We start from the raw sequence: 21,435 nt of genomic DNA on the forward strand, positions 1-21,435 counted from the left end.
TTCGGGAAGGAGCACCGGCGTCGGCATCAGCCACCCACCAGCGGTACGAGCTTGAGGAAGGTGATCCGGGTGCCCCGGGTCAACTCCACCACCGCGTCCAGCTCGTCGACCTGCCGGTCGTCGACGAGGACGATGAAACCGTTGCGGGAGAACGCCTCCAGCGCGCGGTCGGCCTGCTCCTGCGGGTCGATCCGGCGCGGCTGCCTGAGCTTGAAACCGTTGAGTGTCCGCTCGGTGCCGGTCGGCTGCACCAGCCCGCGGAAGTGGTCGCCGCCCTTCGCGTTGTGCTCGGCGACCTCCTGGAAGACGCGGCGACGGATCACCTCCCGCACCGGCAGGCGTTCCTCGAAGATTTCCAGATGCCATGCGGCGCTGCGTTCGCCCGCGGTCGTCTCGTCGACGAAACTCACCATCGCCATGGCGTCGCAGTCTAGGGCCGCCCACCGACAAGGGGCCGGCCGTGGCGCCGCTGGACCGGATTCGTGATCCGCGGCGGGTGCCCCGGCACGCCTCCACCTGTCATCGCAGATCCAGCCCTGCGGGCCGCCTGCCCCACCTGCTGAGGGTGGTCAGGAGGTGAGGACGTTCGGTGGGGGGACGAGCCGCCGGAAGGACTCGGCCGCCCGGCCGATGTCCACCAGCGCGTCGCGCAGGACCGGCTCGCCGTGGCCGGGAAGCAGTACGTCGACCTCGCGCCCGGCCAGCGCGTTGACCGTCTCGGCGTACCGGTCGAGCCGGCAGTCGTGGATCGCCTGGAGACTCACCCGTCCGCCGGCGAAGAGGCAGTCACCGCTGAACAGGATGGTCCGGCCGGCGTGGCGGAGCAGTACGACGAGGTGGCCGTCGCAGTGGCCGGGTGCGTCGAGGATCTCGACGTCCAGCTCGCCGGCCCGGACGATGTCGCCGCCGGCCAGTACCCGATCCACTGTGCTGGGTGCCAGCCGGTAGTCGGACGGGTAGACCCCGACGGCGCGGGCCGCCGCCAGCGAGGTGCGCGACTCGTCGGCGGTGGCCAGCGCTGCCGCGGTCTCGGCGCTGGCCAGGACGGGCAGCCCGGCGGCCCGGGTCGCGGCGGCGCCACCGGCGTGGTCGGCGTGATAGTGCGTGACGATGGCGCCGCTCAGGGCGGCCGGGTCGCAGACCTCGGCGACGGCGGCCAGCCAGGCCCGGGCGCCGAGACCGGTGCCGGTGTCGACCAGGACGCCGCCGCTGCCGTCCCAGATCAGATAGCAGTGGCAGTCGTGCGGGTCGGTGAGCGCGTCGGGGTGGCTCCCGCTGCCGACCAGCCAGACGGAATCGAGCAGCGGAACGGCGCCCATCGCGCTCAGCCCGCAGTCGTCGGGTCGCGCCGTACGGCCACGACGTCGACCTCGATCAGGATTCCGGCGAGCGTACTGCCGACGGTGGTGCGTACCGGATAGGGCGGCTGGAAGCGGTTGGCGTACACCTCGTTGTAGGCGGCGAAGTCCCGGTCCAGGTGTTGCAGGTGCACGGTGGCCTTCACGACGTCGCGCAGGCCCAGCCCGACGGTGCGCAGCGCGCCCTCCACGTTGTCGAGCACCTGCTCGGTCTGCGCGGTGATGCCCTCCGGAACGGTGCCGGTGGCCGGATTCTTCGGTCCGAAGCCGGCCGTCCAGACCAGGGTGCCGGTGTCGACGACGTGGCTGTACGGCCCGGCCGGTTCGGGCAGGTCGGGGCTGGTGTGGGCGGTCCACGTCATGCGTCGGTCTCCCTCGGTTCGGTGTTGGGGCGGTGCAGGTCGGACATGACCTCGTAGCGGTCGTGGCGGTAGCGGGAACGGGAACGCTGGGCCGGACGGCGGTTGGTGTCGTAGAAGACGTCGACGATCTCCAGCGCCGGGGCGTGCTCCGGCAGGCCGAGCAGTTGGGCGTCGCGGGACGGCGCGGGCACGGCGCGTACCCGGCGTCGGGCCGCCGCGACCACCACGCCCGCCTTCGCCAGCACCTCGTGCAACGATCCCTCCAGCTCGGCGGCCTCGAGGACGCGCTGGAACCGGGCGGGGAGGTGGGCGTCCTCCAGGCACATCGGCTCGTCGTCGGCGAATCGCAGCCGCTCCAGCCGGATCACCGGGCTGTCGACCTCGACCCCGAGGTCGACGGCGACCTCGGGGGAGGCGGCGACCTCCTCGATCGCGACGAGCCGGCTGCTCGGCCGCAACCCCCGGGAGCGCATGTCCTCGGTGAAGGAGGAGAGGTTGGGGCCCATGGCCACGGTGGGTCGGCGGACGAACGTGCCGAGGCCGGGGACGCGTTCCACCCGCCCGTCGGTGGCCAATGCGTCGAGCGCCTGCCGGACCGTCATCCGGCTGACCTCGAAGCGCACGGCGAGATCCTTCTCCGAGGGCAGCCGGGACCCGACCGGCAGGTTCCGGCACTGCTCGCGGAGAGCGTTCGTGATCGCGACGTGTTTCGGCGTTGACATGAAGTGAGCATCCCGTATCTCCGGCTGGCGGCCGTACCCGGCCAGGTCCGGTCCAGACCCGGTACCCCCTTGCTCTTGACTGGTCTAGACCGCCTCGGTATGGTCCGGAACATTATTCCAACACCGCTCGGTCCGTCTAGTCCGCAGCGTCGTCGTCAGCCGCACGAAGAGTCGTGACGATCCGGAAGCTCGCGGAACACCTGAAGGCCGTGAGAGGAGTACCAGCTCATGAGGTACGGAAAGGTCAAGCGGCTGACTGCCGTGGCCGTGGCCGCGGTGGTCGGGCTCTCGGCCGCCGCGTGCGGCGGCTCGAGTGGGCCAGCCGGTGACGACAAGACACTGATCCTGTGGCACATGGAACAGCCACCGAACCGGGTCGCGGGGTTCCAGAAACTGATCGACGGCTACAACGCGACGAACCCGGAATACAAGGTCCAGGCGCAGGTCCAGGACTGGAACCAGATCTACACGAAGATCTCGGGCGCGGTGCAGTCCAGGACGCAGCCCGACATCCTCTTCACCATCCCCGACTTCACCACCTACGTCCGCCCGCTCGGCGCGGTCCGGCCGGTGACCTCGCTGGTGGAAGAACTCGACAAGGCGCACACCTTCGGCGAGGCGGCCAAGGCGCCGTACCGCGACGACGACCAGTACTGGGCCGTCCCGCTCTACGGCATGGTGCAGATGCTCTGGTACCGCAAGGACCTGCTGGCCAAGGCCGGCATCAACGAACCGCCGAAGACCACCAGCGAACTGCTGGCGGACGCCCAGAAGCTCACCACCGGCAACCAGAAGGGGATCGCGCTGCCGGCCGGCAAGAACCTCGCCACCGACCAGGTGCTCTACAGCCTGATGCTGACCAGCGGGGCCGGGAACTTCTTCACCCCCACCGGTGAGATCAACTTCAACACCCCGGCGACCGTCCGGGCCCTCACCCTCTACCGGGACCTGCTCAAGCAGTCGCCGTCGGACAGCGGCAACTACTCCTGGGGTGAGCCGCAGGCGGCGTTCAACAGCGGCGCGGCGGCGATGGCGATCGAGAAGGGGCAGTACCTGGCCCCCTTCGAGCAGGAGTCCGGGCGCCCCGCGAGCGATCTGGGCTGCGCCCCGATCCCGGTGGCCGACTCGGGCGGCGAGCCGGGCAGCATCTACTACTCCAACGCCGCGATGGTGATGTCCAGCGACGACGCCAAGGCCGCCGGTGCGGAGGCTTTCCTGAAGTACGTCCTCCAGCCGGAGAACTACGGCATGCTGCTCAACGCCGAGCCGGGCCTGTTCCTGCCGTTGACCGCCGACGGTGCCACGGCCGAGTCCTGGACCAGCAACGAGGTCGTGCAGAAGTACCGGGGCTGCGTCGACGCCATGCTCGAACAGTCGAAGACGGGCGCCCTGTTCGGCTTCGTCGACGGCCAGTACGTCGACTCCGTCGGCAAGATCTCCGGGCAGAACGTGCTGGCCCAGGTCGTACAGCGGATCTACAGCGGCGGCGAGTCGCCGGAGGCGGCGGTCAAGTGGGGTGACGAGCAGATGCGTGCGGCGGTCGCCAAGTGAACCTTTTTCAACCTGAACCGCGCGGCGCTCACGCACCGCGTCCGACCCTGCGGTCCGTCGAGCCGCGAGGGGAGGTTGAAAAAGGTTCAGTGAGCAGCCGCAACGCGGTACCGGGTACCGGGGAGGCCATCCCCGGTACCCGGGCCGCCGGGCGGGGGGGGGGGGGCCCCCCCCCCCGCCCCCCCCCGCCCCCCCCCCCCCCCCGGCCCGGGCCCCCCCCCCCCCGCGGGCGCGTGATGCTCGGCGTGATCGGCTATCCGCTGCTGAACACCGTGCTGCTCAGCCTTCAGGACCAGGGGGTGGTCGGCAGCAGCTCGAACTACGTCGGCCTCGACAACTACACCCAGGCGTTCGCCGACGGCGCGTTCTGGGCCTCGCTCGGGCGGTCCGCGATCTGGCTGGCCGGCAACCTCGTGGTGCAGACGATCATCGCCTTCGGCACGGCGCTGCTGATCGGCCGCTCCGGGCGCTGGGCCCGGGCCTCCCGGACCTGGGTGCTCATCCCCTGGGTGATCCCCACCGTCGCGGTCGCGGTCATCTGGCAGTGGCTCAGCAACAGCAACTACGGCATCGTGCCGAAACTCGGTGCCGCGGTCGGCATCGACGGGCTGGGCAGCCCGTTCGGCGACAGCGCGCTGGCGATGCCGGCACTGATCCTGATGAACAGCTGGCACTGGTTCCCGCTCGGCGCGGTCGTCATCTTCGGCGCACTGCGGACGATCCCCGCCGAGATCTACGAGGCCGCCCGGGTGGACGGCGCCGACGCCTGGCGGATCTTCTGGCGGATCACGTTCCCGCTGCTCCAGCCGGTGCTCTTCGCGCTCGGGCTGGTCGGGTCGCTCTGGTCGGTCAACATCGTCGACTCGATCTACCTGGTCACCAAGGGCGGACCGGCCGACGTGACGACGACGGCCCCGATCTTCATCTACAACAAGGCGTTCAACCAGTTCCAGGCGAGCGATGCCGCCGCCGTCAGCGTGATCACGATCATCCTGCTGGCCGCCGTCGCCTTCTTCTACATCCGCGTCGCGAAGCCGAAGGAGGACTCATGACATCCCCGCTGTCCGTGCCGGGCCGGCTGCCCTGGGCACGGCTGCCGCGCCTCGTCACCTGGGTCCTGCTCACCGCCGTCGTGCTCGGTCCGCTCTACTGGATCACGATCTCGGCGTTCAAGGACCGCGAGGAGATCCTGCGTACGACGCCGACGCTGATCCCGACCGATCCGACCCTGGACAACTTCCGGCAGCTCTTCACCGCGACGGACTATCCGAGCTACCTCACCAACAGCTTCGTGATCGCGTTGTCCACCGCGTTGTTCACCGTGCTGGTGTCGTTCGCGGCGGCGTACGGGCTATACCGGCTGCGCATTCCGGGCGGCAACAAGCTGGCCGGGGTGATCCTGGTGGCGTACATGATTCCCGGGACCCTGCTGCTGGTGCCGCTCTACCAGGCGTTCGCGGCGGTGCAGCTGATCGACACCAGGAACGCGCTGGTGATCGTGAACGTCGCGTTCACCGCGCCGTTCTGCACCTGGCTGCTGCGCGGCTTCTTCTTCGCGATCCCCCGGGACATCGACGAGGCCGCCGCCGTCGACGGGGCCGGTCCGGTCCGGATGATGCTGCGGATCGTCCTTCCGCTGCTCGCGCCGGGCATCTCCACGGTCGCCGTCTACGCCTTCGTCTTCTCCTGGACCGAATTCGTGTTCGCCTCGCAGCTCATCGTCAGCGACCAGCTCAAGACCCTGCCGATCGGGCTGAGCGCGATCATGGGCCAGTACACCGTGAACTGGGGGCTGTTGATGGCCGGCACGCTCTGCACGGTCATCCCGGCCATCGTCCCGTTCCTCTTCGCCGGCCGCTACTTCGTCGGCGGGCTGACGGCGGGAGCGGTCAAGTGAGCGGGCCGGCACCCGCGCAGCGCGCGGCCTGGTCGCCGTCGGACGTGACCGCCACCGGGTACGCGGCACGCGTGCAGGAGGTCCTCGGCCGCGCCCTGGCCGAGGAGCTGCCGGCGGTGCGCCGGGCCGCGGAGCTGGTCGCCCGGTCGTGGGCCGCGAAGGGCCTCTGCTACGTCTTCGGCAGCGGCCATTCGCACATCTTCGGGGAGGAGGCGTTCTACCGGGCCGGCGGCGCGGTGCGGGTCTGCCCGATCCTCAAGCCGGCGCACATGCTGCACGAGGGCGCCGTCCGCAGCACCGTGCTGGAGCGGGAGCACGGCCATGCCGAGTCGGTGCTGTCGGATTACCGGCTCGACGGCGAGCGTGACGTCCTGCTGATCGCGTCCAACTCGGGCGCGAACCCGTTGCCCGTCGAGGTCGGCCAGGCCGCGAAGGCGCGCGGCCTGCCGCTGATCGCCATCACCTCCCGGCGGTACGCGTCGGCGATCGACCGGCCCGGCCCACGGCTGCACGACATCGCCGACGTGGTCGTCGACAACCACTGCCCGCCCGGCGACGCGCTCGTCGAGCTGGGCTCCGGACTGCCGTCCGCCGGGCCGTCGTCCAGTGTGGTCGGTCTCGCCCTGCTCGACGCGATCATCGTCGAGGCGCTCGGCATCCAGATCCGCCGTGGCGAGACGCCGGAGGTGTTCATGAGCGCGAACATGCCCGGCGCGGCCGAGCACAACCGCGAGGCGGCGCGCCGGATGTCCGACCTCGTCCCGCACCTGTAGCCCGTCGGGCACCCGTAGCTCGTCGCACACCTGGAGAAGGGAGACCAACGGTGAAGATCAGTTTTGAGGTCTGGCCGAACATGCCCTGGGGTCGGCTGGAGGCCGCCGGTCCGGCCTGGAACTCCTGGGGGAACAAACCGGCGACCTGGTGCGTGGAGCAGACCGCGAAGTACGGCTACGACGGCGTCGACTTCATCTTCGCGAAGCTGCTGGAGGTGCCGAAGGCCGAGTACGACCAGCAGCTCCTGGACGTGCGCGCCACGGCGGAGCGGGTCGGCATCGACATCGGCTACCTCGGCCACCACACCACCTTCGTCAGCCCCCGGGAGTTCGACCGGGAGCGCGGCATCGAGTCGTTCAAGAAGGCCCTGGACGCGGCGGCCGTACTCGGCGCGAAGTCGGTCTGCACCCTGATCGGCGACGGCTACTACGACCCACCGCTGAACGTGCTGCTCAGCCGCAAGGACGCCTGGCGGCAGTGCCGGGAGGCGATCACCGAGGTGGCCGCGCACGCCTCGAAGCTCGGGCTCAACGTCAGCATCGAGCTGTTGCAGGGCACCATTCTCAACCGGGTCGAGCTGATCGAGCGGATGTTCGACGAGGTCGGCGCGAGCAACCTGCGGATGACGATGGACACCGGCGCGTTCTACGTCGCGGTGAAGCCGTTCATGAACGTCAAGCAGGCGATCAAGCGACTCGGCCCGTACATCGACATCGTGCAGATCAAGGACGAGGTGGGGCTGCCGACGATCGTGCACTGCAACCACATCTGGTTCGGCGGCGGGCTGGTGGACTTCCGGGAGACGTACGAGGCGCTCGCGGAGATCAACTTCGACGGGTACGTCAGCGTCGAGTGGGAGGGCTGGCAGGTCGGCGGCAACATCGGGGTCGGCGAGCCGGCCGGGGTGGGCCTCGCCGACTTCGACCGGGTCGCCGAGGAGTCCCTGGAATACCTGATGGAGTTCGGCTTCGTCCCCCGGCGCAGCCGTTGACCGCCGCACCACAGCCGTTGACCGCCGCCGTGTCGGGCAACTCCCTGCTGGTCGGGGTCGACCTCGGTACCACCGGGGTGAAGGTGCTGGTGGTCGACGCCGGAACCGGTGCCACGGCGGCCCGGACCTACCGCGACTACCCGTCGGACACCAGCCGGCCGGGGCGGTACGAGCAGGACCCGGCCGACTGGTGGCGCGCGGCGGCCGGCGCGGTGCGGGAGGCACTCGCCGGGCTCGACCCCGCAGCGGTGGCCGGGGTCGGGCTGAGCGGCCACATGCACGCGGTGGCGCTCTTCGACGACCGGGACCGGCCGGTACGCCCGGCGATGACCTGGGCGGACCGGCGGGCCGTCGCCGAGGTGCGGGAACTGCGCGAGCACGGCGACCTGTTCGGCGAGCTGACCGGCAACCCGGTGGTGGAGGCGTTCAGCGCACCCAAGCTCGCCTGGCTGGTCCGGCACGAACCCGAGGCGGTACGCCGGGCCGTCCGGATGGTCCAGCCCAAGGACGTGCTGCGGCACCACCTCACCGGCGACTGGGGCACCGATCCCACCGACGCGGCCGGCACCCTGCTCTACGACGTCGGCCGGCGGCGGTGGGAGCCGCGACTCTGGGCCCGCTGCGGAGCCGACGAGCGGCTGGCACCCCGGGTGCAGGGCTCGGCGGAGATCGTCGGGACGGTCCTGCCCGAGGCGGCCGAGGCGACCGGGCTGCGCGCCGGTACCCCGGTGGTGGCCGGCGGCGGCGACGTCTCCTGCGCGGCACTCGGGGCCGGGGCGGTCAGCGACGGCCGGGTCTACGTCAACGTCGGCACCGCCGCCCAGATCGTCACCCCGGTGCCCGAGCCCCGGGCCGGCGTCGACCGGTTCGTCTTCGCCCGGGCCGGCGAGGACGGCTTCCTCGGCATGGTCTCCTCGTACGCGGCCGGGCTGGCGATCCGCTGGGCCGAGCGGAACCTGCTCGCCGGCGGTACCGCCCAGGTGCCCGACGGCACGGCCGACCGGCTGGCCCGGGGGAGCGGCCCCGGCGCGGGTGGACTGACCTTCCTGCCGTACCTGCTCGGCGCCAGCGCCCCGATCCACGATCCGGCGGTCCGGGCCGCGCTGCTCGGCGCCGCGCCGGAACACGGACCCGCCGACGTCGCCCGCGCCGTCCTCGAAGGCGTCGCCTACGCCTGCGCGGCGGCGGTGGAGCAACTCCTCGACGGCGCGGGCGCCGCGACCGAGATCCGGGTCGGTGGCGGGGTGACCCGCTCGGCGGTGTGGTGCGAGGCGTTCGCCGCCGTGTGCGACGCGCCCGTGCGACGGCTGCGCCAGGACGCCTCGCCGCGCGGCGCCGTCGCGCTGGCCGGGATCGGTGCCGGAGTCTGGCCGGACGTCGTCGCCGCCGGCACGGCGCTGGACGACAGCGAGCCGTTGACGGCCCCCGACGAGCACCGGGCCGGCTACCGGCGGGCCCGCCGGCGCTACACCACCGGCGCGGCGGCCGTCGCCGAACTGCACCGCGATCCGGCCCTCTCCGCAGGCGGTGCGGAATGAACCTCTCCCGACCTGAACCGTGCGGCGCCCACGCGCCGCCGCCGACCCTGCGGTCCGGCGGACCGCAGGGAGAGGCGGAGAAGGGTTCGACGATCGGGCGGATCGACCCGGACGCGGTTCTGGCGGAGGCCGCCCGGCTGATCGCGATCGAGGGCCACCAGGACCATCCCGGGCAGGAGCGCGCGGTCGCCGACTACCTCGACGACCGGTTGCGCGGCTGCGGGGCCGAGGTCGAGACCCAGCCGGTGCAGGGCGACCGGGCCAACGTGATCGCCCGGGTACGCGGCACCCGGCCCGGCCCGACGCTGATGCTCAACGCGCACCTGGACACCGTGCCGCCCTACGGCATGCCGGACGCGCTGCTGCCCCGGGTCTCCGACGGGCGGCTGTGGGGCCGGGGCGCGGTCGACATGAAGGGCGCCCTGGCGGCGATGATCGCCGTTGTCGAACTGCTCGCCGCGCCGGACGTCACCTTCGACGGCGAGCTGCTGCTGACCGCCGTCGCCGGGGAGGAGAACGGGAGCCCCGGGATGCGGGCGCTGGTCGGGGCCGGCGTCCGCGCCGACTTCGCGATCGTGGGCGAGCCGACGATGCTGCGCGTCGGGCGGGCGCACAAGGGCGCGATGTGGGCGCAGGCGACGTTCCGGGGCGTCGCGACGCACGGCAGCGTGCCGCAGGACGGGGTCAATGCCGTCTACCACGCGGCCCGGTTCATCAACGCGGTCGAGCGGGACCTGGTACCCGCGCTCGACCGGCGCCGCCATCCACTGCTCGGCCCGGCGACCGTCAACGTCGGGGTGGTGGCCGGCGGTGACCGGCCGCCGATGGTCCCGGCGTCCTGTGTCGTCCAGCTCGACCGGCGGTGGCTGCCGTCGGAACGGCACGACGAGGTACTCGCCGAGCTGCGCGCGGTCGTGGCGGAGTTGAGTCAGGCGGACCCTCGGGTGGACGCCACGGTCGAGGAGATGGCTGGTACGGCGAGCTTCGTGCACGCCCCGCTCGACTGCCCGGCCGACGACCCGTACCTGGGGATGCTCTGCGCCGTCGCCGCGGACCCGGAGCCCGTCGGGTTGCAGTTCTGGACGGACGCCGCCCTGCTCGCCGCCACCGGCACCCCGGCGGCGGTCTGCGGACCGGGCGACATCGCCCAGGCACACTCCCTGGCCGAGTGGGTTCTCGTCGACCAGTTGCGCGGTGCGGCCGAGGTTTATCGTGCTATGACGCAGCGGATGCTGTCGGTGCGCCGGCTGGACGCCGAGGCCGAGATGAGGGCATGAAGATGGCCAACAACGAACGGAAGCCCGACGGCCTGCGGGCGGTCGAGCGGACCGTCGCGGTGCTCCGGGCGCTCGCGGAGAGCCCACCGGGTGCCTCGCTGACCGAACTCGTCAAGGCGACGGAGATCCCGGCGACCACCCTGCACCGGATGCTCGGCGTACTGCGCGGCACCGCGCTGGTCCGCGAGACGGCGGACGGCCGGTACGCGCTGGCCGCCGGCACGATGACGCTGGCCCGCTCCTATCTCGACGGACTCGACCTGCGCCAGGAGGCGCTGGGGGTGATGCGACCACTCTCCGCCCAGACCGGCGAGACCTGTCACCTCGGCGTGCTCGCCCTGGTGCACGTCGTCTACATCGAGAAGGTCGACAGTCCGTCCCCGGTGCGGATGTACAGCCGCGTCGGCCAGACCAACCCGGCGCTGACCACCGCGATCGGTCGGGCCATCCTCGCCCACTCACCGGCGCACGTCCTCGACGGGGTGATCGAGGCGCACGGGCGGCTCTCCGGCGAGCCCGTGGTCCGCGTCGACATCGACGCGCTGCTGGCCGGCGTACGGGCCGACGGCTACGCCCGCGACCTGCAGGAGAGTGAACTCGGCATCTGCTGCGTCGCGGCCCCGGTCTTCGACCACGCCGGCCACGTCGTCGCCGGGCTGGGCATCTCGGCCCCGGCCACCCGGTTCGACGCCGGGGCCGCCGGCCGGCTCGGTCCGCAGGTCCGGGCCGCCGCCGCGGACCTCTCCGGCCGGCTCGGCTGGAGCGGTCCGTCCACCCGTGCCGTCACCGACCCGCAGGCCGGTTCGTCCGCTCGCGACGGTGCCGACCCGCATGCCGGTTCGTCCGCCCGTGCCGTCACCGACCCGCAGGCCGGTTCGGGCGGCCGGACGCCGGAGCCGCGATCCCTGCCGGCTGCGGCGCGCTCGATACCGACGGCGACGCGATGAGGGACTTCACCGTCGCGTGTGTCCGGTGCCGGCAGAGCACGGACTTCCCCGCCTACCGCTGCCCGAGCTGCGGGTCACCGCTGGTGCTCGACCTGACCCCGGTCTCCGCCGAGGACTGCCGGCGCACCTGCGGAACCGGACTGTGGCGGTACGCCGGGATGCTGCCCCGGACCGGGCACGCCGTCACCCTCGGCGAGGGCGCGACACCACTGCTGCCGCTGCGGCACGGCGGGGTCGACGCACACGTCAAGCTGGAGTCGCTGAATCCGTCGCTCTCGTTCAAGGACCGGGCGATGGCGCTGGCCGCGTCCGCCGCCCTCGACCGGGGACTGGACGGTCTCGTCCTCGCCTCGACCGGCAACGCCGCCGTATCGGCCGCCAGCTACGCCGCGGCGGCCGGGCTGCGCTGCCGGATCTTCTGCGCCACCGGCTCCAACGCCGGGGCGAAGCTGGCGACCGCCCGGGCGCACGGTGCCGAGGTGGAACTGGTCGACGGCCACTACAGCGACGCGTACGCCGCCGCGACCCGCGCCGAGGGGGAGGGCTGGCTCAACGTCACCACCACGTACCGGAACCCGCTGCTGACCGAGGCGTACCGGCCGATCGCGGCCGAACTCGTCGAGGATCTCGGCGCCGTACCGGACGTGCTGGTCGTACCGGTCGGCGCGGGTCCGCTGCTGCGCGGCATCTGGCTCGGCTTCACGGATCTGCGGGACACGGGCCTGACCAGTACCCTGCCCCGGATGGTCGGGGTGCAGGCTCAGGCGTGCGCTCCGCTGGCCCGCGCCTGGGACGCGGCGGACTGGGAGTCGTCGCTGCGCGAGCCCGTCGTGGTCGCCCCGACCGCCGCGACCGCCATCGCCGACGCGCTGCGCGGCTACGAGGACGAGGGCCTGCTGACCCTGGCCGCCGCTCGGGACAGCGGCGGCGCGATCGTCGCCGTCGACGAGCCGGCCATCGCCTCGGCAGCCCGTGATCTGGCCCGGCACGGGCTGTTCGTGGAGCCGGCCGCGGCCGCCGCCGTGGCGGCCCTGCACACCTCCGCCGTGCCTGCGGGACCGCGCGCCGTCGCCGTGCTCACCGGCCACGGTGCCAAGGAACCCGCCACCCTCGCCGAAGAACCCTTCACTCCCGCCGTGCCCGCCGGCCAGGGTGCGCAGGCACCCTCGGCTCCTGCGGTGCCCGCCGGCCGGAGTGCGAGAGAACCGTCCATCCCCGGAAGGAAATCGTCATGACCGGACCGACCGTGGTCATCGCCGGAGTGGGGCGGTTCGGGGCCCTGCACGCCCGCGTCTGGGCCGAGGCCGGCGCCCGGATCGTCGGCCTGGCGGACCCGGACACCGCCCGGCTCGCCGAGGTGGCCCGGGCGCACGGCGTCGAGGTGACCGACACCGACCTCACCCCGCTGCTCGACCGGGTCCGCCCGGAGGTCGTGGTGATCGCCTCCGACGAGGCCTCACACGTCGGGCTGGCCGTGACCGCCCTCGCGGCGGGCAGCCACGTCTTCGTCGAGAAGCCGCTGGCCCTGTCGGCCGACGACGCGTGGCGGATCGCCGACACCGCCGCGGCCCACCAGCGGCAGGTCGTGGTGGGGCACATCTCCCGGTTCACCGCACCGATGGCCCGGATGCGGGCCGGCATCGAACGGGGCGCCGTCGGTACACCGTGCGCGCTGCGGCTGCGCCGGGACTTCAGCCGCGCCTGGTTCCTCAGTTTCGGCGACCGGGTGCATCCGGTCTGGGAGTCCTGCATCCACGACATCGACCTGGCGATCTCGTTCGCCCGCACCCCGGTACGCCGGGTCGTGGCGATGCGCAGCGGCGCCGCCGGTGACGCGGCACCCAGCGTGGTCAGCACCCTTCTCGAGTTCGACAACGGAGTGATCGCGACGGTCGAGTCCGCCTGGCTCGTGCCGGCGACCGCGCCCGGCACCCTGGACGACGGTCCGTTGACCCTGGACGGGGCCATCGTGGGCGAGGTCGAGGTGCTGGGCCTGGACGGGATCCTCAAGCAGCGGTTGGTGAGCGACGCGCTGGTGGAGTGGACTCGGGCTGGGGTCCAGGTTCCCGACCTGTCGCTGTGGCCGGAGGAGGACGGTGTGGTCGGCGGGGCGTTGCGCCGCGAGGTAGGGTACGCCCTCGCGGTGTTCACCGGCCGGCGCAAGCCGGACGTCATGCCGGTCGAGGAGGCGTGCTGGGGCGTCGCGGCGGCCGAAGCCGTCGTCGAGTCGCTGCGTACCGGCGCTCCGGTGCAGCCTAGGCGGCGTTGACCCGGGTGCGGGCGGCCCGCCAGTAGCCGCAGGACATGATGTCCTCCGTCGGCACGCCGGTGCTGACCCAGTGCCGGCGCAGCCCGGTGGCGAGCGCCTGTTCGCCGGCCACCCAGCCGTAGTACGGCGAGTCGGCCGGCGGCAGGTCCCGGGCCGCGGCGAGCGCCAACGTCCCGGGTACTCCCGGCCGGTCGTCGCGGACCAGCCAGCGGACCTCGACGCCGGCCGGCGCGGAGAGGGGCTGCCGGTCCGCCTCGGCGGGCATCTCGACGACGGCGTGTCCCAGGGTCGCCGGCCGTACCGTCTCCGGTCCCTGGTCGGGTACTTCCAGTGGTCGTCGCGGCACGCTCGGGCGCCGGGATCCGGGCGGGCGGGAGCGGCCGCGCTGCGCAGCCGGCCCGCCCCCTCAGACGGGTACCACCATCGGGGTGCCGGCGATCGGGTCGGGCACGATCATGCAGTCGAGCCCGAAGACCTTCTCCACCAGTTCGGCGCTGACGACGTCGGTCGGGGCGCCTTCGGCGACGATCGCGCCGTCCGACATCGCGATGACGTGGTCGCAGAACCGGCAGGCGAGGTTGAGGTCGTGCAGGACGACGACAATGGTCTTGCCGGACTCGGCGTTCAGCTTGCGGAGCAGCCGCAGCAGTTCCACCTGGTGGTTGATGTCCAGAAAGGTGGTGGGCTCGTCGAGCAGCAGCAGGTCGGTCTCCTGGGCCAGGGCCATGGCGACCCAGACGCGCTGGCGCTGGCCGCCGGAGAGGTCCCGGATCGGACGGTCGACCAGGTCCGCGGTGCCGGTGGCGTCGAGCGCCCGGGTGACCGCCCTGTGGTCGCGGTCGGTCCAGCGCCGGAACCAGCCCTGGTGCGGATAGCGGCCCCGGGAGACGAGGTCGGCGACGGTGATGCCGTCGGGCGCGACCGGGGTCTGCGGGAGCAGCCCCAGCACCTTCGCCACGTCGAGGGTGCGCAGGTCGGCGACGGCCCGGCCGTCGAGGTAGACGGCGCCGCCGCGGGCCGGCAGCAGCCGGGCCAGGCCGCGTAGCAGGGTGGACTTGCCGCAGGCGTTGGCGCCGACGATCGCGGTGATCCGGCCGTCCAGCACCGTGACGTCGAGGTCGGCGACGACGGTCCGGTTGTCGTATCCGAGGGTCAGGCCCTCGGCGCGCAGTCGGGTCATCCACCCACTCCTTGCCGGTTCGTGGTGGCCAGCAGCCACAGCAGATAGGGAGCGCCCACCGCGCCGGTCACCACACCGGTGGGCAGCGGTGTCGGCAGCAGGTGCACGGCGACGAGATCGGCGGTGAGCAGCAGCGCGGCGCCGACCAGCGCGGCAGGCAGGATCCCGCCGGTGGCCGGGCCGAGCAGGCGGTTGGCGATCGGGCCGGCGACGAGGGCCACGAAGGCGATGGGGCCGGCCACCGAGACCGCCAGGGCGACCAGCACGATGGCGGTGGCGAGCAGGCCGGCCCGGCTGAGGTCGGGCCGGGTGCCCAGGGTACGGGCGGCGTCGTCGCCGAGTTCGAGGGCCCGCAGCGGTCGCTGGAGCAGTACCGCGACGGGGAGCAGGACGAGCAGGGCACCGGCGAGCAGGCGCAGTTCGTCGGTGCTGGCCTGCCCGACGGAGCCGGTCAGCCAGTGCATCGCCTGGCGGGCCTCGAAGAGCCGGGCGCGGCTGAGTACGTAGCCGATGAGGCCGTCGAAGAAGACCGACGTGCCGATGCCGATCAGGATGAAGCGGTAGCCGGTGACCCCGTCGCGCCAGGCCAGCAGATACATGAGCAGGCCGGCGAGGATCGCGCCGCCGAGGGCGAGCCCGCTGACGGCGAGCCCGCCGGCCTGGAGCAGCACGATCCCGGTGACGGCGGCGAGCCCGGCCCCCGAGGTGATGCCGACGAAGTCCGGCGAGGCGAGCGGGTTGCGCAGCAGTTGCTGGAAGATCGTCCCGGAGGCGCCGAGTGCGAGCCCGACCGTCAGGGCGGAGGCGGCGGTCGGCAGCCGCAGGCCGCGCACGACGAAGTCGACGCTGGGGTTGTCGCGCAGGTGCAGTACCGAGGCGACGACCTCACCGGCGCCGAGCCGGAAGCTGCCCACCATCATGGTCAGGACGAAGAGCGCGGCCACGGCCACGGCCAGGGCGCAGGTCACGGCGGTGGAGCGGGTCCGGCGCCGCCGCCGGTTGCCGCGCAGCGCCGAGCCTGCCCCGGTACCGGTCGGTGCGGTGGTCGGGTGGGTCGTCGTCGTGGTCATCCGCTCACACCTCCGAGAGCCGGCCGTAGCGGACGATGGTCACGAACGCGGGCGCGCCCAGCACACCGAGCACCACCCCGACCTGGAGTTCGTCGGGGGCGGCCACGACCCGGCCGAGCACGTCGGCCAGGAGCAGCACGATCGGCGCCAGCACCATCGAGTACGGCAGGATCCACCGGTAGTCGGGACCGCAGATGAGCCGGGCCACGTGCGGTACGACCAGTCCGACGAAGACGATCGGCCCGCAGGCGGCGGTGGCGGCGCCGGCGAGTACCGCGACCACGGCGAAGGCGGCCGTGCGGGTCCGGGTGACGTGCTGGCCGAGGCCGCGGGCGGTGTCCTCGCCGAGTGCGAGGCCGTTGAGGGCGCGCCCGAAGCCGAGTGACGCGGCCAGGCCGAGCAGCAGGAACGGCGCGACCCCGGTCAGGATCGGGGTGTACCGGCCGGCGAGCGAGCCGACCTGCCAGAACCGCAGTTCGTTGAGCGCGTCCACGTTCGTCATCACCATCCCGGTGGTCACCGAGACGAGGCCGGCGGTGACGGCCGCTCCGGCCAAGGCCAGCTTGACCGGCGTGGCGCCCTCCCGGCCCAGTGACGCGATCGCGTACACCAGCACGAGCGCGGCGATCGCTCCGGCGAAGGCGAACCAGATGTAGACGCCGACGCCGCGTACCCCGAGCACCGTGATGGCGAAGACGACCAGGACGGCGGCACCGGAGTTGATGCCCATGATCCCGGCGTCGGCGAGCGGGTTGCGGGTGACGCCCTGCAGGATCGCCCCGGCGACGCCGAGCGCGGCGCCGACCAGGATGCCGAGCAGGGTACGGGGGACCCGCAGTTCCAGCGTGACGGTGCTGGCGATCGACCCGTCGTCGCCCAGGTTGCCGAGGGCACGCAGCACCTCGGAGAGCCCGATGGAGCGCGAGCCCATCGTCACGCTCAGGAATGCGACGATGACGAGGAGTGCGTAGAGCGCGGCGAGCCCGGGCCAGAGAGCCGAGGCCCGCCGCCCGCCGCGCCCCGGGGTGAGCGTCGCGTAGCGGCTAGCTGCCGACATTCGGATCCGCGGCCTTGACCGCCTCGGTCAGCTTGGTGAGTTCGGTGGCGAAGTCGCCGTAGGTGTGCAGCCAGAACGCCGGCCAGGAGACGGTCGCGCCGGCCCTGGCCGCCTTGATCTTGAACCAGGTCGGCTGCTTCTTGCCCCACTCCGCGTTGGCGGTGGGGGTGAAGGAGCGGCCGTCCCACAGGATCAGGTCCGGTTGGTACTTGTCCGCGTTCTCCCAGCTCAGGTTCTCCCAGTACGGGAAGCCGGGGTCCGGGCTGCCCGGGTTGATCACCTTCAATCCCCAGCCCTGCAGGTCCAGCAGCTCGGGCGCGTACTCGGGGTTGGCCACGTACACCTTGTCGTCGGCCGGCGACATCGCCGCGACGGTCAGCCCGGGCTTGCCGGCGGTCGCGGCCTTGAAGGCGGTGACCGCCTCCTCGAAGCGCTTCTTGTTCGCCGCGATCTCCGGCTTGTCCACGTCGGCCCCGAGGCTCTCGGCGAGATCCTCGTACCCCTCGGCCAGCGCGACGATCGACTTGCCCTGGGCGACGCCGACGACGGGGGCCAGCTCGGCGAGCTTCTTGCTCTTCTCGTCGACGCCTTCCTCCATGCCGCTGTGCGCCTTCTCCGCCGGCCACCAGTCGCCGACGATGAGGTCCGGGCGCAGCGCGGCGGCCTTCTCGACGTCGATCTTCCCCCACTCCTCGCCGAGGATCTCGATCCCGGCCAGGTCGAGGTTGCGCAGGTTGGGGTCGGTCTTGACCGACTCGTCGGCGAAGATGCCCACCGGCTTGATGCCGAAGGACATCAGCGCGGCCGCCTCACCTGCGTGCGCGATGATCCGGCTGGGGGTCTTGTCCGCCTTCACGAGCTGGCCGGAGCCGTCGGTGAAGGACCAGGGACCGCCGGCGGCGGGGGTGTCGGCGGTGTCGGAGTCGCTGCCGCAGCCGGCGAGCACGACGCTCAACGCGGTCACGGCCAGGACCGGACGCCATGCGCGCATGGTGGTGGTTTCCGTTCTCTCGTGGTCGACCGAGCCTCGGCGGCTCAGTGGTTAGGTTAGGCTAAGCACAGCAGTGGCTCTTGGCTAGCCGGCATGATCGGACTCACCCGAAGGTCCAGGTCCCGGCGGGCTGCTCGGACGAGGCGCCGGGGGGCGTTGAATCGTGCGGGCGGTCACCAACTCCGCTACTACGCCGCAGATCCCGGTGCCCGTCGAGGGGGTAGTGGATGTCGACGTCAGTCGTGTTGACCTTGGTGATCCAGACTCAGTATTCGTGCCACGCGGGCGGGTTCGACCCGGCGACGACGGTGTTGTCCCCTGCTGCGTCGTACGTGTTGAACCAGTTGCGGGCGTCGCCCTTGTACTCCAGGGTGTCGCTTTCCGGTGGTCAGCTGTTGGCGCTGCGGACGCTCCGGGTCATTGCCACCACCTCCGCGTTCCTGGTCCGGTACGCCACAGTGGCCGGCCCGGCTCGGTGGTCGCCGATGCCGGTGCGGGCGCGGTGACGGTGCTCAGCGTCGACAATCCCGCCACCCCCACTGAACCTTTTTCAACCTGAACCGCGCGGCGCGTCCGCCCCGACTTCCACCTCCGGCCACGACGGACCGCAAGGGTAGGTTGAACAGGATTCACTGATCGAGCCCGGTGGGGTGCCGCTCAGCAGGTTGCCCAGGCGAGGCGGTAGCTGCTGCTGTAGCTGATGTCGACCGCGTCCAAGGAGACGAAGCTCGTGGTGGTCTGCGGGTCTGAGGTGCCGGCACCGACCCGTAGCGCGGTATCGAGGACCATGATGGGCGTGGTGCCGCACGGGAAGTAGACCGGTTCGATGAGCACCTCGTCGGTTGCCTGCCACAGGCCGTCCATCGGTCCGATGAGCGGGTGGGAGATCAAAGCCGGCCGTGGTCTTCCCTGGAGGTGGTGGCTTGCCTGATGGATACCGGTCGCGCCGTCGGCCAGGAAGGCATATCCCATGTGGTCGACCCCGGAGACCGCCAGAGTGAATCCGGCGGGCGGCCGCAGGGCGAGGACGGCCTGGCAGCTCTTCCGGAAATCGAGGGGTCCGGCGCCCACACCCACCTGGACGAAGAACGAGTTGTAGATCAGCGAGAACCGGGTGTTGTCCTGGGCCACAGTGACCAGCACCGTTCCTGGTGGACAGCCTGACCCGCTCACAGTGACCACGTCGACGACCATCGAGGCGGTCGGCGGTGGCGGCGGAATGGGAGCGGCGGCTCGGGCGGGCACCGCGGACGCCATCACGAGCGCCAATGAGGTTGCGACAACAGTTCTCGTACGCATGGCGCCCCCGGTCCGGCAGCATCGGACGCAACTCATAGAAAGTGTTCGATAGAACCGAGCTTACCGTAGCCGCCGGGCACTCGACAGCCGGCGGGCGCTGTCCGGGCGGGCGCCCCGTGATCGGGTCTGCGGTCTATCGAGCTGAATCGATGGTGGCGGCGCTGCGTACGATGTGTAGCGTGTTGCGGGCCGAAGGAATCCTCTCCGTGTTTGACCGAGCAGCCGAACAATTGCGGTTCCCGCAGCCGGAACACCCGCACAGCTACCTGATGACCGCCCGGCTGCACGCCTTCAGCGACGCTGACCGCTGGGCGCTGGTCGTCGAGACCGTCGGATACAACCCCCGCGCCGCCAACGTGGTGGACGCCCAACACGCTCTCGGCAACTGCCTCATCGGCACAGCAGAAAACTGGGCGACGCAGTTCATCAACCGAGTCGACAACTTCCAAGATCTGTTCGAGGAGCAACCGTGGCCGCCCCGGTACCGCCAGGTACCGATCGTCGTGCGTGGCCAGGAGCTACGCACGGACGCCGCCCCCACGACCCCTCCCCAGGAACTGTTCCGGCTGCTCGTACCGGAACACCGCGACCTAATGCTCGGGACCGATGCCGAGCTACGCCAGCTCGTCCCGACCGACCTGCCACGGGTACTGCGGCTGGACGACTGGCACCACACCGCCCTGCGCGTCAGCCCACCCGGCGCCGAGCGGGACCGGCGACGTCACCTGCATGAGAACCTCGCGCGACACGTGCCACCCGGGCAGCGGGTACCGTTCGAGATCCGCCCAAGCGACATCGAAACCTATCGGCAGATCGCTGAGGTCCTGGCCTTGGCCGACCCCTCCCACTACCAGCCGACCCTGCCACCCAACACGCACTGGGGCAACTGGCCGATGTCCGGTGCCCTATAGCCATGGCAGCACAACGCTCCGGCAGCGTACTGGAGGGCGGGCTGACGGCGGCAAATCCGTGTCTCTTGATCTAGGACTGGATCTCTGGGCTGACTGTGAGCATGGCGGGGTCGGTTCAGCGGTGCTGGGCTGATAGCCGGCGGTGGTGGGTCCGATTCTTGGTCTGACTGGCCTGGCGCCTTCGCCCGGACTTGTCCGCCCGCCACTGCCGCCGCCAGCCCGGCGGGAGACGTTGGCCTGATCAGGAGCTTGAGGGCCAGCTGTCGCGACCGCCACGACGCACCGGCAGCACTACTGGCGAGCGCCCCAGCCACCCTACCGCCGACGTGATCGATGGCGGTGACCGTAGACACCGGAGCCGCACCGTCCGAAGGTACGGACCATGCCTGCCGTGTTCGGCCAGGGTGAGGTCGACGGTCGGTGCGAGTCTCAGGAGCGGAGGCTCCAGGGGGTCATCGTCGGGTACCCGTCCGATCCCGTCCTCGGGGCGGCAACGGCTGCGCGTCGGCACCGGGCCGACGATCCACTGACCCGGCACGGGCCGCCCGGCGCTGGTGGACCAGTCGGGTCAAATACAGCAACGCGCCAGCCAGTATGCCCATGTCGTCGAGGTAGATCGGATCGGGCAGTAGGTCGACCGGCAGCACCGTGTAGACCAACGCGCCGTAGAACGCCACCTTGCCGCCGGCCCCCAACTCGCCAAGCAGCTTGCGCGTACGCAGCACCTTGACCGCGAGCACGACAGCCCCGGCCAGCGTGGCGACGGCCACGATGCCACCCAGCACCAGGATCACGGTCCACGTCTCCCGGGACATGCCGTAACGGTAACCCGGCGGACCCGGCGCCGCCCGGCGGCACCCTGTGGAGTTGCGCGGCGTCGGTCAGGTCGTGGTCCCCGTGGGTGCGGCTGGCCGTTGAGTCGCTTGCGCGCCTGGATGTACACGTCGGCGAGGAGGCGTTGGAGCAGTTGCTCCTTGTTCGCGAAAGGATTTTGAACGAACTGGTCGGCCGGAACGCGGGCTCCAACGCACGAGGATCTGTCATGTCACGCCGACCTGTGCTGCCGCTTGCAGCGGCAAGGTCGTCAACAACGACGACTCGCATTCCGCCTACGCCGATCTGAAATCTCAAATTATTTGGTCCGAACCGTTGATGAAGAGATGTTGGCGAATGCAGGGCATTGGCCGCCGCGCGCCAGCCGTGGCGCGCACGACCGAGTCTCGGGAACTGGCCGTCCTCGT

General features: G+C 71.6%; 22 protein-coding genes. 11 read left to right on the plus strand and 11 right to left on the minus strand.

Translation table 11 applies throughout. The annotated features are described in order from the left end of the window. Positions 1-26 precede the first annotated feature (26 nt). The 4 genes from R6Y94_RS14370 to R6Y94_RS14385 form a co-directional block, all read right to left on the minus strand. Entirely contained in the window at positions 27-419 is a 393-nt protein-coding gene (locus tag R6Y94_RS14370) for a hypothetical protein (protein ID WP_318396327.1), read from the minus strand. Positions 420-569: 150 nt separating this feature from the next. Beyond that, a complete protein-coding gene (locus R6Y94_RS14375) occupies positions 570-1,319 on the minus strand; it encodes an MBL fold metallo-hydrolase (RefSeq protein WP_318396328.1) in 750 nt (249 codons plus the stop codon). Between the two features lie 5 nt (positions 1,320-1,324). Beyond that, positions 1,325-1,720: a RidA family protein gene (locus R6Y94_RS14380; RefSeq protein WP_318396329.1), complete on the minus strand. Its 396-nt coding sequence runs from the start codon at positions 1,718-1,720 to the stop codon at positions 1,325-1,327. Beyond that, on the minus strand, positions 1,717-2,442 hold the full coding sequence (locus tag R6Y94_RS14385) for a GntR family transcriptional regulator (protein ID WP_318396330.1): 726 nt from the start codon (positions 2,440-2,442) through the stop codon (positions 1,717-1,719). Before R6Y94_RS14385 ends, R6Y94_RS14380 begins: the two co-directional genes overlap by 4 nt. 228 nt (positions 2,443-2,670) lie before the next feature. On the opposite strand from R6Y94_RS14385, the gene R6Y94_RS14390 reads away from it, so the two are divergent. The 10 genes from R6Y94_RS14390 (at position 2,671) to R6Y94_RS14435 (ending at position 13,686) form a co-directional block, all read left to right on the plus strand. Further along, positions 2,671-3,993 (plus strand): sugar ABC transporter substrate-binding protein, encoded by a 1,323-nt coding sequence (locus tag R6Y94_RS14390; protein ID WP_318396331.1) that lies wholly within the window; start codon positions 2,671-2,673, stop codon positions 3,991-3,993. A 236-nt stretch (positions 3,994-4,229) separates the two neighbouring features. After that, the gene (locus tag R6Y94_RS14395) at positions 4,230-5,045 is read left to right on the plus strand and encodes a sugar ABC transporter permease (RefSeq protein ID WP_318396332.1); all 816 of its coding nucleotides are present in this window, start codon (positions 4,230-4,232) and stop codon (positions 5,043-5,045) included. Then, positions 5,042-5,890 (plus strand): carbohydrate ABC transporter permease, encoded by an 849-nt coding sequence (locus R6Y94_RS14400; protein ID WP_318396333.1) that lies wholly within the window; start codon positions 5,042-5,044, stop codon positions 5,888-5,890. Before R6Y94_RS14395 ends, R6Y94_RS14400 begins: the two co-directional genes overlap by 4 nt. Beyond that, positions 5,887-6,663: an SIS domain-containing protein gene (locus tag R6Y94_RS14405; protein ID WP_318396334.1), complete on the plus strand. Its 777-nt coding sequence runs from the start codon at positions 5,887-5,889 to the stop codon at positions 6,661-6,663. The genes R6Y94_RS14400 and R6Y94_RS14405 overlap by 4 nt, the downstream gene beginning before the upstream one ends. Before the next feature lie 50 nt (positions 6,664-6,713). Next, on the plus strand, positions 6,714-7,655 hold the full coding sequence (locus tag R6Y94_RS14410) for a sugar phosphate isomerase/epimerase family protein (protein ID WP_318396335.1): 942 nt from the start codon (positions 6,714-6,716) through the stop codon (positions 7,653-7,655). Beyond that, positions 7,652-9,193 carry a xylulokinase gene (locus tag R6Y94_RS14415; RefSeq protein ID WP_318396336.1) on the plus strand — a complete coding sequence of 514 codons (1,542 nt, stop codon included), beginning with the start codon at positions 7,652-7,654 and terminating at the stop codon, positions 9,191-9,193. Before R6Y94_RS14410 ends, R6Y94_RS14415 begins: the two co-directional genes overlap by 4 nt. Next, the gene (locus R6Y94_RS14420; RefSeq protein ID WP_318396337.1) at positions 9,190-10,470 is read left to right on the plus strand and encodes a M20 family metallopeptidase; all 1,281 of its coding nucleotides are present in this window, start codon (positions 9,190-9,192) and stop codon (positions 10,468-10,470) included. The genes R6Y94_RS14415 and R6Y94_RS14420 overlap by 4 nt, the downstream gene beginning before the upstream one ends. Continuing rightward, the gene (locus tag R6Y94_RS14425; RefSeq protein ID WP_318396338.1) at positions 10,467-11,417 is read left to right on the plus strand and encodes an IclR family transcriptional regulator; all 951 of its coding nucleotides are present in this window, start codon (positions 10,467-10,469) and stop codon (positions 11,415-11,417) included. Before R6Y94_RS14420 ends, R6Y94_RS14425 begins: the two co-directional genes overlap by 4 nt. Then, a complete protein-coding gene (locus R6Y94_RS14430; RefSeq protein WP_318396339.1) occupies positions 11,414-12,652 on the plus strand; it encodes a pyridoxal-phosphate dependent enzyme in 1,239 nt (412 codons plus the stop codon). The genes R6Y94_RS14425 and R6Y94_RS14430 overlap by 4 nt, the downstream gene beginning before the upstream one ends. Continuing rightward, positions 12,649-13,686, plus strand: a complete 1,038-nt coding sequence (locus tag R6Y94_RS14435; RefSeq protein ID WP_318396340.1) for a Gfo/Idh/MocA family oxidoreductase — start codon at positions 12,649-12,651, stop codon at positions 13,684-13,686. The genes R6Y94_RS14430 and R6Y94_RS14435 overlap by 4 nt, the downstream gene beginning before the upstream one ends. Here the strand turns inward: R6Y94_RS14435 and R6Y94_RS14440 are convergent. From R6Y94_RS14440 to R6Y94_RS14465, 6 genes are all read right to left on the minus strand, one after another. After that, the gene (locus R6Y94_RS14440) at positions 13,673-14,032 is read right to left on the minus strand and encodes a siderophore-interacting protein (RefSeq protein ID WP_318396341.1); all 360 of its coding nucleotides are present in this window, start codon (positions 14,030-14,032) and stop codon (positions 13,673-13,675) included. The two genes, R6Y94_RS14435 and R6Y94_RS14440, sit on opposite strands and share 14 nt — an antisense overlap. Before the next feature lie 60 nt (positions 14,033-14,092). Then, positions 14,093-14,866, minus strand: coding sequence for an ABC transporter ATP-binding protein (locus R6Y94_RS14445; RefSeq protein WP_318396342.1), 774 nt, complete (start codon positions 14,864-14,866; stop codon positions 14,093-14,095). Further along, the gene (locus R6Y94_RS14450) at positions 14,863-15,936 is read right to left on the minus strand and encodes a FecCD family ABC transporter permease (RefSeq protein WP_318396343.1); all 1,074 of its coding nucleotides are present in this window, start codon (positions 15,934-15,936) and stop codon (positions 14,863-14,865) included. The genes R6Y94_RS14445 and R6Y94_RS14450 overlap by 4 nt, the downstream gene beginning before the upstream one ends. Before the next feature lie 4 nt (positions 15,937-15,940). Further along, positions 15,941-16,993, minus strand: coding sequence for an iron ABC transporter permease (locus R6Y94_RS14455; protein ID WP_318396344.1), 1,053 nt, complete (start codon positions 16,991-16,993; stop codon positions 15,941-15,943). After that, complete coding sequence (locus tag R6Y94_RS14460) at positions 16,980-17,984, minus strand: ABC transporter substrate-binding protein (RefSeq protein WP_318396345.1); 1,005 nt, start codon at positions 17,982-17,984, stop codon at positions 16,980-16,982. The genes R6Y94_RS14455 and R6Y94_RS14460 overlap by 14 nt, the downstream gene beginning before the upstream one ends. A gap of 657 nt (positions 17,985-18,641) precedes the next feature. Next, positions 18,642-19,319, minus strand: a complete 678-nt coding sequence (locus R6Y94_RS14465; RefSeq protein WP_318396346.1) for a DUF4360 domain-containing protein — start codon at positions 19,317-19,319, stop codon at positions 18,642-18,644. A 170-nt stretch (positions 19,320-19,489) separates the two neighbouring features. Here R6Y94_RS14465 and R6Y94_RS14470 point away from each other — a divergent pair, with 170 nt between their 5' ends. Continuing rightward, on the plus strand, positions 19,490-20,194 hold the full coding sequence (locus R6Y94_RS14470; RefSeq protein WP_318396347.1) for a DUF7003 family protein: 705 nt from the start codon (positions 19,490-19,492) through the stop codon (positions 20,192-20,194). A 452-nt stretch (positions 20,195-20,646) separates the two neighbouring features. On the opposite strand, the gene R6Y94_RS14475 is transcribed toward R6Y94_RS14470, so the two are convergent. After that, positions 20,647-21,009, minus strand: a complete 363-nt coding sequence (locus tag R6Y94_RS14475; protein WP_318396348.1) for a YkvA family protein — start codon at positions 21,007-21,009, stop codon at positions 20,647-20,649. Positions 21,010-21,435: the final 426 nt, after the last annotated feature.

The organism is Plantactinospora sp. KLBMP9567, assembly GCF_033446045.1.
In the GTDB taxonomy this organism is placed as follows: domain Bacteria; phylum Actinomycetota; class Actinomycetes; order Mycobacteriales; family Micromonosporaceae; genus Plantactinospora.

Coding starts and splice junctions, on each gene's coding strand:
- R6Y94_RS14370 (WP_318396327.1), bottom strand. CDS start 419: ATGGCGATGGTGAGTTTCGTCGACGAGACGACCGCGGGCGAACGCAGC.
- R6Y94_RS14375 (WP_318396328.1), bottom strand. CDS start 1,319: ATGGGCGCCGTTCCGCTGCTCGATTCCGTCTGGCTGGTCGGCAGCGGG.
- R6Y94_RS14380 (WP_318396329.1), bottom strand. CDS start 1,720: ATGACGTGGACCGCCCACACCAGCCCCGACCTGCCCGAACCGGCCGGG.
- R6Y94_RS14385 (WP_318396330.1), bottom strand. CDS start 2,442: ATGTCAACGCCGAAACACGTCGCGATCACGAACGCTCTCCGCGAGCAG.
- R6Y94_RS14390 (WP_318396331.1), top strand. CDS start 2,671: ATGAGGTACGGAAAGGTCAAGCGGCTGACTGCCGTGGCCGTGGCCGCG.
- R6Y94_RS14395 (WP_318396332.1), top strand. CDS start 4,230: ATGCTCGGCGTGATCGGCTATCCGCTGCTGAACACCGTGCTGCTCAGC.
- R6Y94_RS14400 (WP_318396333.1), top strand. CDS start 5,042: ATGACATCCCCGCTGTCCGTGCCGGGCCGGCTGCCCTGGGCACGGCTG.
- R6Y94_RS14420 (WP_318396337.1), top strand. CDS start 9,190: ATGAACCTCTCCCGACCTGAACCGTGCGGCGCCCACGCGCCGCCGCCG.
- R6Y94_RS14425 (WP_318396338.1), top strand. CDS start 10,467: ATGAAGATGGCCAACAACGAACGGAAGCCCGACGGCCTGCGGGCGGTC.
- R6Y94_RS14430 (WP_318396339.1), top strand. CDS start 11,414: ATGAGGGACTTCACCGTCGCGTGTGTCCGGTGCCGGCAGAGCACGGAC.
- R6Y94_RS14435 (WP_318396340.1), top strand. CDS start 12,649: ATGACCGGACCGACCGTGGTCATCGCCGGAGTGGGGCGGTTCGGGGCC.
- R6Y94_RS14445 (WP_318396342.1), bottom strand. CDS start 14,866: ATGACCCGACTGCGCGCCGAGGGCCTGACCCTCGGATACGACAACCGG.
- R6Y94_RS14450 (WP_318396343.1), bottom strand. CDS start 15,936: ATGACCACGACGACGACCCACCCGACCACCGCACCGACCGGTACCGGG.
- R6Y94_RS14455 (WP_318396344.1), bottom strand. CDS start 16,993: ATGTCGGCAGCTAGCCGCTACGCGACGCTCACCCCGGGGCGCGGCGGG.
- R6Y94_RS14460 (WP_318396345.1), bottom strand. CDS start 17,984: ATGCGCGCATGGCGTCCGGTCCTGGCCGTGACCGCGTTGAGCGTCGTG.
- R6Y94_RS14465 (WP_318396346.1), bottom strand. CDS start 19,319: ATGAGTTGCGTCCGATGCTGCCGGACCGGGGGCGCCATGCGTACGAGA.
- R6Y94_RS14475 (WP_318396348.1), bottom strand. CDS start 21,009: ATGTCCCGGGAGACGTGGACCGTGATCCTGGTGCTGGGTGGCATCGTG.